This is a genomic window from Streptomyces sp. (assembly GCF_036566765.1).
Lineage (GTDB): Bacteria > Actinomycetota > Actinomycetes > Streptomycetales > Streptomycetaceae > Streptomyces.
Map to the genome: position 1 here is coordinate 1 of NZ_DATCVQ010000638.1, position 14,019 is coordinate 14,019.

Genomic DNA, 14,019 nt, shown 5'->3' on the forward strand with positions numbered 1-14,019 from the left:
CGGCTCGCAGCTTGAGGTCAACGTGCAACCAGGTCAGACGGCAACGGGTGAATTCCCAACGACGCTCAGGACCAAAGACGCAAAGCTCAACATCACAGACTTCAACCGCACAAAGGCATATTGACACCCGCCACGCCAGAGACGCCTGTGTCCCACCGTCGGGGCGCGGGCGTCGGTCTGGGGGGGCACCGACGTAACTGGGCCGGCAGTCAGAAGGGAAGCTCTGGCGTGCTCGCGCCGCGTGTGATGGTCAAGATGCGTTCGTGGGAGTCTCGGGTGGCGGTCTCGCGGGGGTAGCGGGAGCGGAGCTCCTTGTCGAGTTCGTTGGCGACCAGGAGGAGGGACGGGAGTGACTTCCGGTCGGCGTCGAGGGCCTTGGCTGCTGCGGTTGCGGCCGCGGCTGCGGCTGCGCCACGGTCGACCTGACGGTGGACCGCACCACGGTCCCGCCGGCCACGGGCGCGAGCAACCCTGCTGCGGACGCCTGGTACGAGGAGCCGGAGGGCGCGGGCGCGATGGTGTTCACGCAGGAGGCTAACTATCCCTCCTGGAGATCTACTCCTCGGCCGGCGAGCCGATCACAACCTGGCCGGAGCCCCGCTTCGCGGCGCGCCCCTGAGCCGATCTCGTCCGAGGCTCCCCATATCGCCCGGCTCACCGCCCCCGCCCTATGCGCGGAACCTCGCGGTGTCGCCCTTGACGTAGATCATGAAGGGCCCGAAGGGCACTCCCTGCGCCGAAGGGCGCAGCTCCACGATTCCCAAGCGGCGAGCGGGTCAAATGCACATCGGGTCCGCGGCTGGTCAGGGATGGTGCAGGCATGGCGCGAAGAGCGTGAGATGCCGGGACGGCATCTCACGCTCTTCGGTGCGCCAAGGCCCCGTCAGGTAGTCCCGGCGTTCCACTTCGCCGTTCGGAACGTCGCCGCGCCCGACCCCGCCGCCTCCGGCAGCTTCGACCAGGCAAGGACGTCGCCCTTCGCGTAGACGACGCTGAAGCCGTCCTCCGTCCCCAGCCTCCACAGGCGGCCCCGTGCGAAGTCGTACACGTACTGGCCCGCGTCGCCGGCCGCGCTGCCGTTGCCCCAGGCGAGGACCTGCGGGGTGGAGCGCAGGAACATCGTCGGCGGGGCCGCGTGGCCGAGGGTGAAGGTGACGGCCTTCTTCGTCGTCGTGTCGAGGGAGTACAGCGTGCCGGACTCCTGCTCCGGCGCGGCGACCACCCAACTCACGTGGTTGCCCGACACCGTGAGCGCCGAGACCTGCCGCCCCGCCGCCAGAGGCCCCGACGTGACGACGGTGTCCCGGCCGTCCGGCCCCACCCGGTGGATCTCGTAGCGGTCCTTGGGGAACCCGGGAGCGACGTCCTCCGAGCGGACGTAGTACACCGCGTCGCCCGCCGCCCTCGGGAGCTTGCCGCCCTCCGCGACCGTCGCGACCTCCCCCTCGCCGGAGAGCGGGCGCGTCACGATCCGCACGCCGAACTCCCGCTCCCCGGACGTCGGATACGCCGTCGCCCAGTAGACCTTCCCGTTGCCGAGCGACGGGGCCGACGTGCCGGGGGCCTCCGGCATCTCCTTGCCCTTCGCGAAGGTCGCGGAGCTGCCGAGGAGCGTGGTCGTCCGGGTCTTCGGCGAGTACGCGAAGACGCACCAGTCGAAGACGTACAGGTTCGTGCTGGCGGACTCCGTCCAGGTCACGGTGCCGTCCCGCTCGTCGGCGTACACGGCCTGGCGCGGCTGGTCCGAGCACTTCTGCCGGGCGCGCGGGAAGGGGGCGAACCCCGCCTCCCGCTGGAGCCCGACCTCGCTCTGGCCGATCTCGACCTCGCCGTCCCCGGTCTTCGGGGCCGGGTTGGCGGCGGCGACGAGGCCGCCCGCGGACGTGACGTCCAGGACGGTCAGGGTGCGGCCGCCGGAGGCGTTCGACGTCGAGACGAAGCTCGGCCGGTACTGCCGGCCGGCAGCAGCCGCCTGGGCCTTCTGCGTGTCCAGGGCGGCGGAGACGCCGAACGGCAGGGCGCCGCCCGGGGGCGTGGTCGGTGCCGTGGTGGGAGGACGGGTGGCCCCCGCGTCGTCGCGGGAGCCACCCTCACTCGTGCACGCGACCAGGCCGACGAGGAGAGCCACAAGGGTTACTGCCGACCGTGTGCGCATGCTAGTAGGCGATTCCGTTCGACTGGAGGAAGTAGCGGGCGAAATTGCCGGTGTTGTAGCTGAAGGTCTTGTTGACCGACGACCACACGGTGGTGCTCGGGTCCGCCCACTTGCCGGTGCCGCCGCTGGAGCTGTAGCCGTACGCCGTGATCCAGTGGCCGATGGTCTTGTTGACCGGGTGGCCGTTGTAGTGGCGGCCGTTGGCGAACTCGACCGTGTCCGCGGCGACCGGCATGCTGTTGGTGCCGATGGCGTGCCTGAGGGCCTTCACGGTGAGGGTGGCGCTGGGCTTGGGGACCTGCACGTAGTAGGGCTCGCCGCGCCAGCGGTTGATGCCGGTGACGAACCGCTTGCTGCTCCAGTCCGTGCGGCCGGCGTTCTGGGTGTTCATGTGGGCGCTGTTGGCCAGGTTGGCCTGGCTGAACGCATTGCGGTTGTACTTGCTGCGGATGGCGCCGTCGCTCATCTTGATCATCATGGCGCCGGTCGCGGGACCGCAGTAGAAGCCCTTCGCCTGGCCGTAGTGGGTCAGGCGCAGGGTCTTGGAGGTCGGCGCGGCCATGGCGGCGAACTCGCCGCTCCGGGCCTGGACGGTGCGCTTGTCGGTGAGCTTGTACTTCGCCAGGTACGCGGACTCCCGCCGCTGGACGGACGCGAGGTCGCCGTGGCCCTGGACGGCCGCGTACCACGCCTCCGTCAGGGCGATCTTCTCCTTGGCCTGGGCGGTGAGCGGCTCGGCCCCCGGACCGGTGACGTCGGCGCCGGTGTAGTTGCCGGTCACCCCGCCGATGGGCGCGTCCGCCGCGTGCGCGGCGGGCGCGCCGAGCACGGCGACGGAGGCGAGGGCGAGGCCGCAGACACCGGTGGTGATGCCGGTACGGCGGCCGCGTCGCGACAGTTTCTTGATCGAATGCATGATCGGATTCCACTCCTCGAGCGCAAGAACACGAATGTGTGCAGGGCAGGGGAGGGGTGCGGGCCGCCTGGTCGCGGCCCGCTGCAAACCCCGCCGCTCGGCGTGGGATTGAGCGGCGGGGTCCCCCCGTGAAGCACCACCCATACAACTCGCGCCCCGCTGCCCCCACAACGGCCCTCAGGGCCCAATGGCCGCAGGGCCGGACCCATCCTCAGCGGGCCGCCCGGACCCATCCTCAGCGGTGCCCGGACCCATCCTCACTGGGCCGCCCGGACCCATCCCCGTGGGCCGCCCGGACCCATCCTCACTGGGCCCAACTCGCGCTCTGTACCGTCCAGTTGCCCGGCTGATCTCGACATACGCCAGCGACCAGTCGCCCGACCGATCTCGACATACGCCAACGGCGGCCCCCCTCGCCTAGAGGGGAGCCGCCGTTCGTCAGACGTGTGCCGGGCCGGCCGTCAGGCCTGCGAGCCCGCCTTCCATGCCGACCAGCTCATGTTCCAGCCGTTGAGGCCGTTGCTGGGGTCGATCGTCTTGTCCTTGGAGTTCTTGACGATCACGACGTCGCCGACGATCGAGTTGTCGTAGAACCACGCGGCGGCCTGGTTCGGGTCGCCCGCGCCCTTGACGTCGTTCAGGCCCACGCAGCCGTGGCTGGTGTTGGAGGAGCCGAAGATCGAGTCCGGGCCCCAGTAGTTGCCGTGGATGAACGTGCCCGAGGTGGACAGGCGCATCGCGTGCGGCACGTCCTTGATGTCGTACTCGCCCTTGCCGTCGTCGTCGGTGAAGCCGACCGTCGCGCCGTTCATCCGGGTCTCCTTGAACTTCTCGGAGATCACCATCTGACCGTTGTACGTCGGGTTGTCCGGGGAGCCGGCGGAGATCGGGATGGTCCGGACGACCTTGCCGTCCTGCGTGACCGTCATCGTCTTCGTGGTGACGTCGACGGTCGAGACCTGGTTGCGGCCGATCTTGAAGGTGACGGTCTTCTGCTGGACGCCGAAGACGCCCTTCGCGCCCTCGACGCCGTCGAGGTCCAGCTTCAGCGTGACCGTCGAGCCCTCGGTCCAGTACTGGTCCGGGCGGAAGTCGAGGCGCTGGCCGTCGAACCAGTGGCCGACGACCTCCTGGCCCGCGCTGGAGGAGACCTTGATGCCGCCCTGGACGGCCTTCTTGTCCGTGATCGGCTTGTTGAACCGGATCGAGACGGGCATGCCGACGCCGACCGTGGAGCCGTCCTCCGGCGTGAAGTTGCCGATGAAGCTGTTGGCCTGGGAGACGGTGGTGAACGAGGAGTTCTCGTGCGCCTCAAGGCCGTCCGCGTCCTTCGCGGTCGCGGCGATCTTGTAGACGGTGGCGCGCTGCAGCGGCCCGGAGGGCTTCCAGCTCGTGCCGTCCGCGGACATCTCACCCTTGACGGACTTGCCGTCCTCCGTGGTCATGGTGACCTGGGTGAGCGTGCCGCTGCTGACGGTCACCTTGGCGTCGTTGTTGATCGACGCGTTGACCGCGCCGTTCTTCGGCGTGATCGATATCTGCGCCTTGGACGTCTTCTGCGCCGCCGCCTCGTCGACCTGCTCCTGCGACCCGGGCGTCTTCGCGCTCGACGCGCCCCCCTCGTCCCCGCCGCTGCACGCCGAGAGCACCAGCACGCCGCCGAGCAGTGCGGAGGCCGCCGCGAGGCCCTTCTTGCGCCGCTTGCCGTCCGTGATCACACGCTTCTCCATCGTCGCCGTTTACCCCTGCCAACACTCGTTCTGACATCCATGAGAACCCGATCGGTTCCGAATCCGTCGGGTTTGTGGGGAACACCACTGATCGACGCGCGTGCGGAGCGAATGGTTCCACGTTGGGACCGCATAGGTCCCACGAAGGGTTCCTCGAAGGTTCCACGCGTACGGAAAAGGCCCCGGGACGCCGTCTCGCGGACGGCGCTCCGGGGCCTTCCAGGCCCTAGATGTCAGGCCCGGACGACCTGATCGCCGTCCTCGTCGTCTTCCTCGATCACATCTTCCTCGTCGATGTCCCACTCCATGGACTCGGGGTCGTACTCGACGGGCTCGGTGCTCCACGAGGCCTGGGCGAGGTCGACCCCGGGCAGGCTGCCGAGCAGGTCGACGGGGTCCACCAGGTACGCGAGGGCCTCCGACTCGTCCTCCCGCACCGCCTCCTCGGCGAAGGTCCGCTCCTCCGCCGGCATGTGCTCGTCGGTGGCGATCCGCTCCAGGGCGGCGGCGGTCAGGGTCTCCGCGTCGGAGACCTCGAGCACCAGATCCACCCGAAGCCGTACAAACTGTGATGTCTCAGAAGTCGTCATACGACGGAGCGTAAGCTCCCCGAGGTCTCGGCTTTCCTGCGACCCGCTGTGTTCATTAGCATCGGCGCACGCCACCAATTCGGGGTTTCCGCAAGGGGGATCGAATTTCCGTGTCCGTCGCTCGCCGACCGCTGCTGACCGCCGCCACCGCTGGCTCGCTGCTGTGTGCGCTGTGGTTCGTCCCGTCCGCGAACGCCACCGGCGAGGAACCGGGCACAGCCCGGCAGAGCGCTGCCGTGGCGCAGAGCGATCAGGAGCTGCGGCTCGCGGACACCGGCGCCGGCGTGGACACGACGCCGTACCTGCTGGGCGGCACGGGCTTCCTCGTGGTCGGGGCGGGTTTCGTGACGCTGGCGATGAGACGCGGCGGCCGGGCGTACTGAGGCTCCCGTACCCGCCGCCGGACGAGACGTACGGCGAGGGCCGCCCCCATCACCCCGGGGGCGGCCCTCGCCGTGTGTGCGGTCGTGACGGGTTACGCCAGCGGCCCCGTCACCGTCTCGACGGCCGTGACGAGCTTCCCGCTGCGGACGAAGACGTCGGCCGCCTCCAGGTCCGGGGCGAGGAAGCGGTCGGGGCCGGGGCCCTGGACGCCGGCCTCGCGCAGCGCCTCGATGGCGGCCTGCGAGGCGGGGGCCGGGGTCAGGCCGTGGCGCAGCTCGATGCCGCGGGTGGCGGCGTACAGCTCGACGGCGAGGATCCGGTTGAGGTTGCCGATCGCGGTGCGCAGCTTGCGGGCGGCGGACCAGCCCATCGAGACGTGGTCCTCCTGCATCGCGGAGGACGGGATGGAGTCGGCGGAGGCCGGGACGGCCAGCCGCTTCATCTCGCTGACCAGGGCGGCCTGCGTGTACTGGGCGATCATCAGGCCCGAGTCGACGCCGGCGTCGTCGGCGAGGAACGGCGGGAGGCCGTGCGAGCGGTTCTTGTCGAGGAGCCGGTCGGTGCGGCGCTCGGCGATGGAGCCGAGGTCTGCGGCGGCGATCGCGAGGAAGTCGAGGACGTACGCGACCGGGGCGCCGTGGAAGTTTCCGTTGGACTCGACGCGGCCGTCGGGCAGCACGACCGGGTTGTCGACCGCGGCGGCGAGCTCGCGCTCGGCGACGAGGCGGGCGTGGGCCATGGTGTCGCGGCCGGCGCCGGCGACCTGCGGGGCGCAGCGGATCGAGTACGCGTCCTGGACGCGCGGCGCCTCGTCGGCCTGGAAGTGGCCGGTGAGGCCGGAGCCCCTGAGGACGGCGAGCATGTTGGCCGCGGAGGCGCCCTGGCCGGGGTGCGGGCGGATGGCGTGCAGCTCGGGCTGGAGGACCTTGGCGGTGCCGAGCAGGGCCTCCAGGGAGAGCGCCGCGGTGATGTCGGCGGTCTTGTAGAGGGCGTCGAGGTCGTCGAGGGCCATGACCAGCATGCCGAGCATGCCGTCGGTGCCGTTGAGGAGGGCGAGGCCCTCCTTCTCGCGGAGCTCGACGGGCGCGATGCCGTGCTCGGCGAGCAGCTCGCCGGCGGGCCGCACGGTGCCGTCCGGGCCCTCCGCGTCGCCCTCGCCCATGAGCGCGAGGGCGCAGTGGGAGAGCGGCGCGAGGTCGCCGGAGCAGCCGAGGGAGCCGTACTCGTGGACGACCGGGGTGATGCCGGCGTTGAGCAGGTCGGCCATGGTCTGGGCGACCTCGGGGCGGACGCCGGTGTGACCGGAGGCGACGGTCTTGAGCCGCAGGAACATCAGCGCGCGCACCACCTCGCGCTCGACGTGCGGGCCCATGCCGGCGGCGTGCGAGCGGACGATGTTGCGCTGCAGCTGGGCGCGGAGCTCTTGGCTGATGTGCCGGGTGGCGAGCGCGCCGAAGCCCGTCGAGACGCCGTAGACCGGCTCGGGCTTGGCGGCGAGCGCGTCGACGACGGCGCGGGCGGCGGCGAGCGCCTGCAGCGCTTCGGGCGAGAGCTCGACGCGGGCGCCGTGGCGGGCGACGGCGATGACGTCCTGCGCGGTGGTGCCGGACGTCCCCAGCACGACTGAGTGCATATCCATATTCAGCAGCCTACGGACTGAATCCCAACATGTCACCACCCCTCTTGCCGACGACCCCTTACATTCGCCGTACTCCCTGCATCACCGCAGGTCAGATGGGTGGGGCATCGCGGAATCGACGGCGGTCGCGGGGGTGCGGGGGCGGTGCGTCGGCGAGCGGAACGACGGTTCCGTCCCGCCCGGCGACCACCGGCTTGACCGAGCGGGCCGCCTTCGCCTGGTACTGCGCGGCGTCCGCGAGCCGGAACAGGCGGCGGGCCGAGCGCAGGGGACCGATCGGGTCGCCGGTGGACGCGACCCCGCAGGCCACGCCCTCCCCGAGTTCCAGCTCCTCGGCCCGTACGCACAGCTCGTCGGCGACCCGGACCACCTCGTCGGCGGAGGGCCCGACCGTCAGCAGACAGAACTCGTCGCCGCCGAGCCGGGCCGCCAGCGCGCCCGGCAGCCTGGCCCCGCACCGCGACAGGACGGAGCCGAACCGTTCCAGCAGGCGGTCTCCGACGGCGTGCCCGTGCGTGTCGTTGACCCGCTTGAGGCCGTTCAGGTCGCAGACGAGGAGGCTCACCACGGTGCCGTCCACCCGGTACCGCTCGACCGCCTCGTCGAGCCGGGCGTCGACCGCCCTGCGGTTCGCGAGGCCGGTCAGCGGGTCGGTGAAGGCCAGCTTGCGGACCTCCTCCAGGCGCTCGGCCTGCGCGATCCCGGCGGCGATCACGGCGGACAGCACGGTCGCGAAGTCCGCGTCGTCCCGGTCGAAGACCTCGGCCCCGGCCGGGCGCGCCACGTACAGCTCGCCCCAGGCGCGCCCGTGCAGCACGATCGGGGCCACCACGCAGCAGCCCCGCCCGCGCCGGCGAAGGCCCAGGACCCGGCCGGTCGGCGGCTCGTCGGCGGCGGTCTCGACCCAGCCGTCGGGCCCGCCGCCACCGGCCCAGCGCTCGTGCAGGAACTCGGTGATCTCGGGGAACTCGTGCACGGGGTACGTCTCGGAGTCCGGGAACTCCTCCTCGCCCCGGGCCCGCTCCCCCGCGTTCACCAGCACCTTCAGGCGACCATGGTCCCGTTCCCACACCGACACCGCGGCGAAGCTGCCGGCGAGGCCGTCGACGGCGCCGAGCGCCGCCGCCCGCCAGGACTCCCGCGGGGTGTGTGCCGCCGCCATCGCCTGAGCCAGCGCCACTACGGCCCGCAGCCGCACATCCTCTCCCATTCCTCCAGCTTAGGGAGGTTTCGCCCGTTTTCCCTCGCGAGCCGTCACAAGAGATCACGAAGCGTCACCCGCGCGCCAGCAGGGCGGGCCTACGTCCGCCGCTCACTCACCCGGCCACTGCGGCTTCCGCTTCTCGTTGAAGGCGGCAACGCCCTCGGCGCGGTCGCCGGAGAAGGCGACCGAGCGCCAGGCCGCGTCCTCGACCTCCAGACCGGCGCGCAGGTCCAGGCCCTGGCCCAGGCGCATCGCGCGCTTCGCGGCCCGCAGGCCGACCGGGGAGTTCGCGGCGATCCGGCCGGCCAGCTCCAGCGCGGCGGCGCGCGCGTCCTCCTCCAGGACGTCCACGAGGCCCAGCTCGCGGGCCTCCACGGCCTTGACCCGGCGCGCGGTGAACACCAGCTCCGCCGCCCGCGCCGCGCCCACCCGGCGCGGCAGCAGCTGCGTACCGCCGCCGCCCGGGATGACGCCCACGGAGACCTCAGGCAGCCCGACCACCGCGGTCGCGTCGGCCACGATCACGTCGCAGGCCAGCGCCAGCTCGAAGCCGCCGCCCAGCGCGAAGCCGTGCACGGCGGCGATCGTGGGCATCGGCAGATCGAGCACGCCCGTGTACGCGCCCCGGGCCGTCGGCCGCTGGCGCACCAGCTCGGCGTCCGTGAAGGAGTTGCGCTCCTTCAGGTCCGCGCCGACGCAGAACGCCTTCTCGTTCGACGAGGTCAGCACGGTCACCCGCACCGACGCGTCGGCGGCGAGCGCGTCGCAGGCCGCCCCGATGGACCGGGCCATCTCTGAGGAGACCGCGTTCATCGCCTTGGGCCGGTCGAGGACGAGCTCGGCGACGTACCCCCGCTCGTCACGTCGTACGGCGACGAACTCACCGAAACGCTGCTCGGACTGCTCGGACTGCTCGGACATGGTGGCGCCCTCCCGGTCGACGTCGTCTGTTAACGACGGTTCACCTGTTCACCGGGATCCTAGGGCCTGCCTTCCGGATCAGGCCGGATCAGGGAGCGGCGTCCGGTGCGTGCAGCTGCAAGGCGGAGGAAGGAGCCATGGCGGAGCCCTGGCGACTGACGACAACGCGGCAGATGCGCGTGCCGGGCGTCGCGAGCCCGGCCTGATCCGGAAGGCAGGCCCTAGGTCGGGCGGCGGCTCAGGTGCCAGGGCTCCACGACGCCGAGGCCGCGCACCGGCCGCTGCCACATCGGCTGCAGCGCGAAGCGGTACGACGGGGGCTCCTCGCCCTCCTTCTCCGCACGGGCCGCCTCCTCCGCCGCCTGGGTCTCCGAGACCGGCGCCTCGCCGGTCCGGGTCAGCTCCTCGGCGAGCGCGCCGTCGACGAGGACGGTGTCCTTCGGCGCTATCGACGTCAGCCGGCTGGCCAGGTTGACCGTCGTGCCGAAGACGTCGCCCATCCGGGTCGTCACCGTGCCGAACGCGATGCCGACGCGCAGCGCCGGCATCGTCTCGTCCGGGGTCAGGGTCTCGATCAGCCGCAGCGCGATCTCCGCGGCCGTTCCGGCGTCGTCGGCGCAGTACAGCACCTCGTCGCCGAGGGTCTTGATGAGCCGGCCGCCGTGCGCGGCGACGAGGTCGGCGCAGGTGGTCTCGAAGGCCTCGACCAGCTCGCCGAGCTCCTCCTCCTCCAGGCGGCGGGTCAGCCGCGTGAAGCCGACGAGGTCGGCGAAGCCGACGGCGAGCCGCCGGTCGACCATCTCCTCGTCGTCCGCCGCCTGCACGACGCGACCGGTCGCCGCGGCGAGCTGCCGCCGCCACACGTAGACCAGGAACTCCTCCAGCTCGGGCAGGAGCAGCTCGACCAGCGGGTACGTCACCTCGGTACGGGTCATCCCCGGCTCGGGCGGCTCGGTCAGGCCCTCCAGGAAGGAGTCGATCTGCCATTCGGCCAGCCGGGCGGTGGTCTGCCCGGTGGACCGGGCGACCTGCACGGCCATCGGCTCGCTCAGCAGCCCGGCCTCGACGAGACCGGCGAGCCGGCGCAGCGCCAGCACGTCGGCCTCGGTGAGCGCCTTGGCCTGCCCGATGTCGGCGAAGCCCATGGCCCGCCAGAAGCGCGAGGCGAGCTCCATGGAGACGCCGGCGGTACGGGCCGCCTGGAAGGGCGTGTAGCGCCGGTCCGCGCCCAGGATGAGCTGTTCGAGGCGGATCGCCAGGGGGTCGTCGGTCGGCTCAACCGTGTGGTCGACGACATGGTGGGGGGTGGGGTGGGTGGGCTGACCGCCCCCGCCGCCCGTATTCGCGTCGTCGACGGTCACCGGCCGCCTCCTGCCCGTTCCCTGCCCACTGCCCTGCCGATCTGTCGCCTGGATCGCGCTCCACGATACGACAGGTGTGTGCTGGCTCACGCCGTATCCCGTCGTGGGAATGCGCGCGGACGGGTAGAACCCATGCCCGCGACGGGCACGGGGACGCGAAGGCGCCGCCCGTACGAGGACCGCGCGCCGCCCGTACGAGGACCGCGCCCCGCCCGTACGAGGACCGCGCCCCCGCCCGTACGTGGACTAAGACTCCGCCCGTACGTGCACGATGTCGCCCGCGCCGACCGCCTCCACGCCGCCGCCCTCCGTCTCGACGACCAGCCGCCCGTCCTCGTCCAGGCGGACCGCGTCGCCCTCCAGGAGGCGCTCGCCGGGCAGCTCGGCCCGCACCCGGTGCCCGAGGGTCGCGCAGTTCGCCTCGTACGCGGCGCGCAGGCCGGAGGCCTCCGGGTCGCCGCCGGCGGTGCGCCAGTCCCCGTACCACTGCTCCAGGGACCGCAGGACGGCCCGCAGCAGCGTGTCCCGGTCGGTGGAGATCGCGTCGGCGAGCAGCAGCGAACCGGCGGCCGGCACCGGCAGCTCGTCCTCGCGCAGCGTCACGTTGATGCCGAGCCCGACGACGACCGCGTCCTTCCCGGCCCGCTCCGCGAGGATCCCGCCGGTCTTCCGCTCCTCGCCGCCGACCTTCACCAGCAGGTCGTTGGGCCACTTGAGGGAGAGGTCCGTGCCTGCGGCGCGGGACAGCCCGGTCGCCGCCGCGACTCCGGTGAGCAGCGGCAGCCAGCCCCAGCGCTCCACCGGCACGCCCGGCTTGAGCAGCACCGAGACGAACAGCCCGGAGCGCGCGGGCGCGACCCAGGAGCGGTCGAGGCGGCCGCGGCCCGAGGTCTGCTCCTCGGCGACGAGCACCGTGCCCTCGGGCAGCTCGTCGGCCCGGGCGGCCAGATCGGAGTTGGTGGAGCCGGTCGTGGGCACGACGTCGAGGGCGGTCCACAGGCCGCCGGGCGTGACCAGGCCACGGCTGAGCGCGGGGCCGTTGAGCGGCGGTCGTTCGAGGTCGGACCAGCGTCCGTCGGACGCGCCTTCGGGCGCGTCGCCTGAACCAATGGGAGGCGTCATGCAAGGCAGCCTAGGTGTGGCAAACGCCGCACTGCCGAACCGTATCCCCGCCACTACGCTACGGGTCAGTAGGCCAGCAGTAGCCCATTCGTAGTCAACGAACCCCCCGTGACCAGGCAGGGAGCCGCATCCCGATGTCCGAGCCGGCAGCGCACCACGAGATCGACATTCACACGACCGCAGGAAAGATCGCGGACCTGCAGCGCCGCATCGACGAGGCCACGCACGCGGGGTCCGAGCGCGCCGTCGAGAAGCAGCACGCGAAGGGGAAGTTGACCGCCCGTGAGCGGATCGACCTGCTCCTGGACGAGGGCTCCTTCGTCGAGCTGGACGAGCTGGCCCGGCACCGGTCCACCAACTTCGGCCTGGAGAAGAACAAGCCGTACGGCGACGGCGTGGTGACCGGCTACGGCACCGTCGACGGCCGGCCGGTCGCGGTGTTCTCGCAGGACTTCACGGTCTTCGGCGGCGCGCTCGGCGAGGTCTTCGGCCAGAAGATCATGAAGGTGATGGACTTCGCGCTGAAGACCGGCTGCCCGGTGGTCGGGATCAACGACTCGGGCGGCGCGCGGATCCAGGAGGGCGTCATGGCCCTCGGCATGTACGGCGAGATCTTCCGCCGCAACACGCACGCCTCGGGCGTCATCCCGCAGATCTCGCTGATCGTCGGCCCCTGCGCGGGCGGCGCGGTGTACTCCCCCGCGATCACCGACTTCACGGTGATGGTGGACCAGACCTCGCACATGTTCATCACCGGACCGGACGTCATCAAGACGGTGACCGGCGAGGACGTCGGCTTCGAGGAGCTGGGCGGCGCGCGGACGCACAACACCACCTCCGGTGTCGCGCACCACATGTCGGGCGACGAGAAGGACGCGATCGAGTACGTCAAGTCGCTGCTCTCGTACCTGCCTTCGAACAATCTGTCCGAGCCGCCGGCCTTCCCGGAGGTCGCCGAGACCGAGGCGACGGACGAGGACCGCGAGCTGGACACGCTGATCCCGGACTCGGCGAACCAGCCGTACGACATGCACGCGGTCATCGAGCACGTCCTCGACGACGGCGAGTTCCTGGAGACGCAGGCGCTGTTCGCGCCGAACATCCTGACCGGCTTCGGCCGGGTCGAGGGCTTCCCGGTCGGCATCGTGGCCAACCAGCCGATGCAGTTCGCCGGCTGCCTGGACATCAACGCGAGCGAGAAGGCCGCGCGGTTCGTCCGCACCTGCGACGCCTTCAACGTCCCGGTCATCACCTTCGTCGACGTGCCGGGCTTCCTGCCGGGCGTGGACCAGGAGTACGGCGGCATCATCCGGCGCGGCGCGAAGCTGATCTACGCGTACGCCGAGGCCACCGTCCCGCTGATCACGGTCATCACCCGCAAGGCCTTCGGCGGCGCGTACGACGTCATGGGCTCCAAGCACCTGGGCGCGGACCTGAACCTGGCCTGGCCGACCGCGCAGATCGCGGTGATGGGCGCGCAGGGCGCGGTCAACATCCTGCACCGCCGCACCCTGGCCGAGGCGGAGGCGAACGGCGAGGACGTCGAGGCGGTCCGCACCCGGCTGATCCAGGAGTACGAGGACACCCTCCTCAACCCGTACGTCGCCGCCGAGCGCGGCTACATCGACGGGGTGATCCTGCCGTCCGAGACCCGCCCGCAGATCGTCAAGGGGCTGCGTCAGCTGCGTACGAAGCGGGAATCCCTGCCTCCGAAGAAGCACGGCAACATCCCGCTCTAGGTCGCCCGCACGAGCAGCACGGAAGGAGCCGCTGTGATCAAGGTCGTTCGAGGAAATCCGACCCCGGAGGAGCTGGCCGCCGCACTGGCGGTGGTTCAGGCCCGGGCCGCGGCGTCGGCGTCCGCGCCCGACGGCGGCGGCCCGGAGGCCCCCCAGGGCTGGTCGGACCCGTCGCGGATCGCGCGCGGGGTGCGCCGGTCGCCGGGCCCGCGCTCGTGGGCGCGGTCGTACTGGCCGGTTTAGGCGTCACGTACGCCG

12 protein-coding genes are annotated in these 14,019 nt (G+C 71.6%); 3 read left to right on the forward strand and 9 right to left on the reverse strand.

The features are described 5' to 3' along the window. Nucleotides 1–883 precede the first annotated feature (883 nt). The 4 genes from VIU94_RS36940 to VIU94_RS36955 all read right to left on the reverse strand — a co-directional run bounded on the left by VIU94_RS36940 (nucleotide 884) and on the right by VIU94_RS36955 (nucleotide 5,343). On the reverse strand, nucleotides 884–2,155 hold the full coding sequence (locus tag VIU94_RS36940; RefSeq protein ID WP_331918646.1) for a hypothetical protein: 1,272 nt from the start codon (nucleotides 2,153–2,155) through the stop codon (nucleotides 884–886). 1 nt (nucleotide 2,156) lies between these two features. Next, nucleotides 2,157–3,071 carry a C39 family peptidase gene (locus VIU94_RS36945; protein ID WP_331918648.1) on the reverse strand — a complete coding sequence of 305 codons (915 nt, stop codon included), beginning with the start codon at nucleotides 3,069–3,071 and terminating at the stop codon, nucleotides 2,157–2,159. A gap of 461 nt (nucleotides 3,072–3,532) precedes the next feature. Beyond that, nucleotides 3,533–4,801, reverse strand: coding sequence for a L,D-transpeptidase (locus VIU94_RS36950; protein WP_331918650.1), 1,269 nt, complete (start codon nucleotides 4,799–4,801; stop codon nucleotides 3,533–3,535). Between the two features lie 233 nt (nucleotides 4,802–5,034). Beyond that, nucleotides 5,035–5,343 carry a hypothetical protein gene (locus tag VIU94_RS36955; RefSeq protein WP_331918652.1) on the reverse strand — a complete coding sequence of 103 codons (309 nt, stop codon included), beginning with the start codon at nucleotides 5,341–5,343 and terminating at the stop codon, nucleotides 5,035–5,037. Between the two features lie 158 nt (nucleotides 5,344–5,501). Between VIU94_RS36955 and VIU94_RS36960 the strand changes: the two genes are divergently transcribed. Further along, the gene (locus VIU94_RS36960; RefSeq protein WP_331918654.1) at nucleotides 5,502–5,774 is read left to right on the forward strand and encodes a hypothetical protein; all 273 of its coding nucleotides are present in this window, start codon (nucleotides 5,502–5,504) and stop codon (nucleotides 5,772–5,774) included. A gap of 92 nt (nucleotides 5,775–5,866) precedes the next feature. Here the strand turns inward: VIU94_RS36960 and hutH are convergent, their stop codons facing one another. The 5 genes from hutH to VIU94_RS36985 form a co-directional block, all read right to left on the reverse strand. Further along, the gene (gene hutH / locus VIU94_RS36965; RefSeq protein WP_331918687.1) at nucleotides 5,867–7,408 is read right to left on the reverse strand and encodes a histidine ammonia-lyase; all 1,542 of its coding nucleotides are present in this window, start codon (nucleotides 7,406–7,408) and stop codon (nucleotides 5,867–5,869) included. Nucleotides 7,409–7,505: 97 nt separating this feature from the next. After that, a complete protein-coding gene (locus VIU94_RS36970) occupies nucleotides 7,506–8,624 on the reverse strand; it encodes a GGDEF domain-containing protein (RefSeq protein WP_331918656.1) in 1,119 nt (372 codons plus the stop codon). 102 nt (nucleotides 8,625–8,726) lie between these two features. Continuing rightward, nucleotides 8,727–9,539 carry an enoyl-CoA hydratase/isomerase family protein gene (locus tag VIU94_RS36975; protein WP_331918658.1) on the reverse strand — a complete coding sequence of 271 codons (813 nt, stop codon included), beginning with the start codon at nucleotides 9,537–9,539 and terminating at the stop codon, nucleotides 8,727–8,729. 221 nt (nucleotides 9,540–9,760) lie between these two features. Then, on the reverse strand, nucleotides 9,761–10,900 hold the full coding sequence (locus VIU94_RS36980; RefSeq protein WP_331918660.1) for an adenylate/guanylate cyclase domain-containing protein: 1,140 nt from the start codon (nucleotides 10,898–10,900) through the stop codon (nucleotides 9,761–9,763). A gap of 246 nt (nucleotides 10,901–11,146) precedes the next feature. Then, nucleotides 11,147–12,022 (reverse strand): biotin--[acetyl-CoA-carboxylase] ligase, encoded by an 876-nt coding sequence (locus VIU94_RS36985; RefSeq protein ID WP_331918662.1) that lies wholly within the window; start codon nucleotides 12,020–12,022, stop codon nucleotides 11,147–11,149. A gap of 134 nt (nucleotides 12,023–12,156) precedes the next feature. On the opposite strand from VIU94_RS36985, the gene VIU94_RS36990 reads away from it, so the two are divergent. Beyond that, nucleotides 12,157–13,761, forward strand: coding sequence for an acyl-CoA carboxylase subunit beta (locus tag VIU94_RS36990; RefSeq protein ID WP_331918664.1), 1,605 nt, complete (start codon nucleotides 12,157–12,159; stop codon nucleotides 13,759–13,761). 33 nt (nucleotides 13,762–13,794) lie between these two features. Further along, the gene (locus tag VIU94_RS36995; protein ID WP_331918666.1) at nucleotides 13,795–14,004 is read left to right on the forward strand and encodes an acyl-CoA carboxylase epsilon subunit; all 210 of its coding nucleotides are present in this window, start codon (nucleotides 13,795–13,797) and stop codon (nucleotides 14,002–14,004) included. Nucleotides 14,005–14,019: the final 15 nt, after the last annotated feature.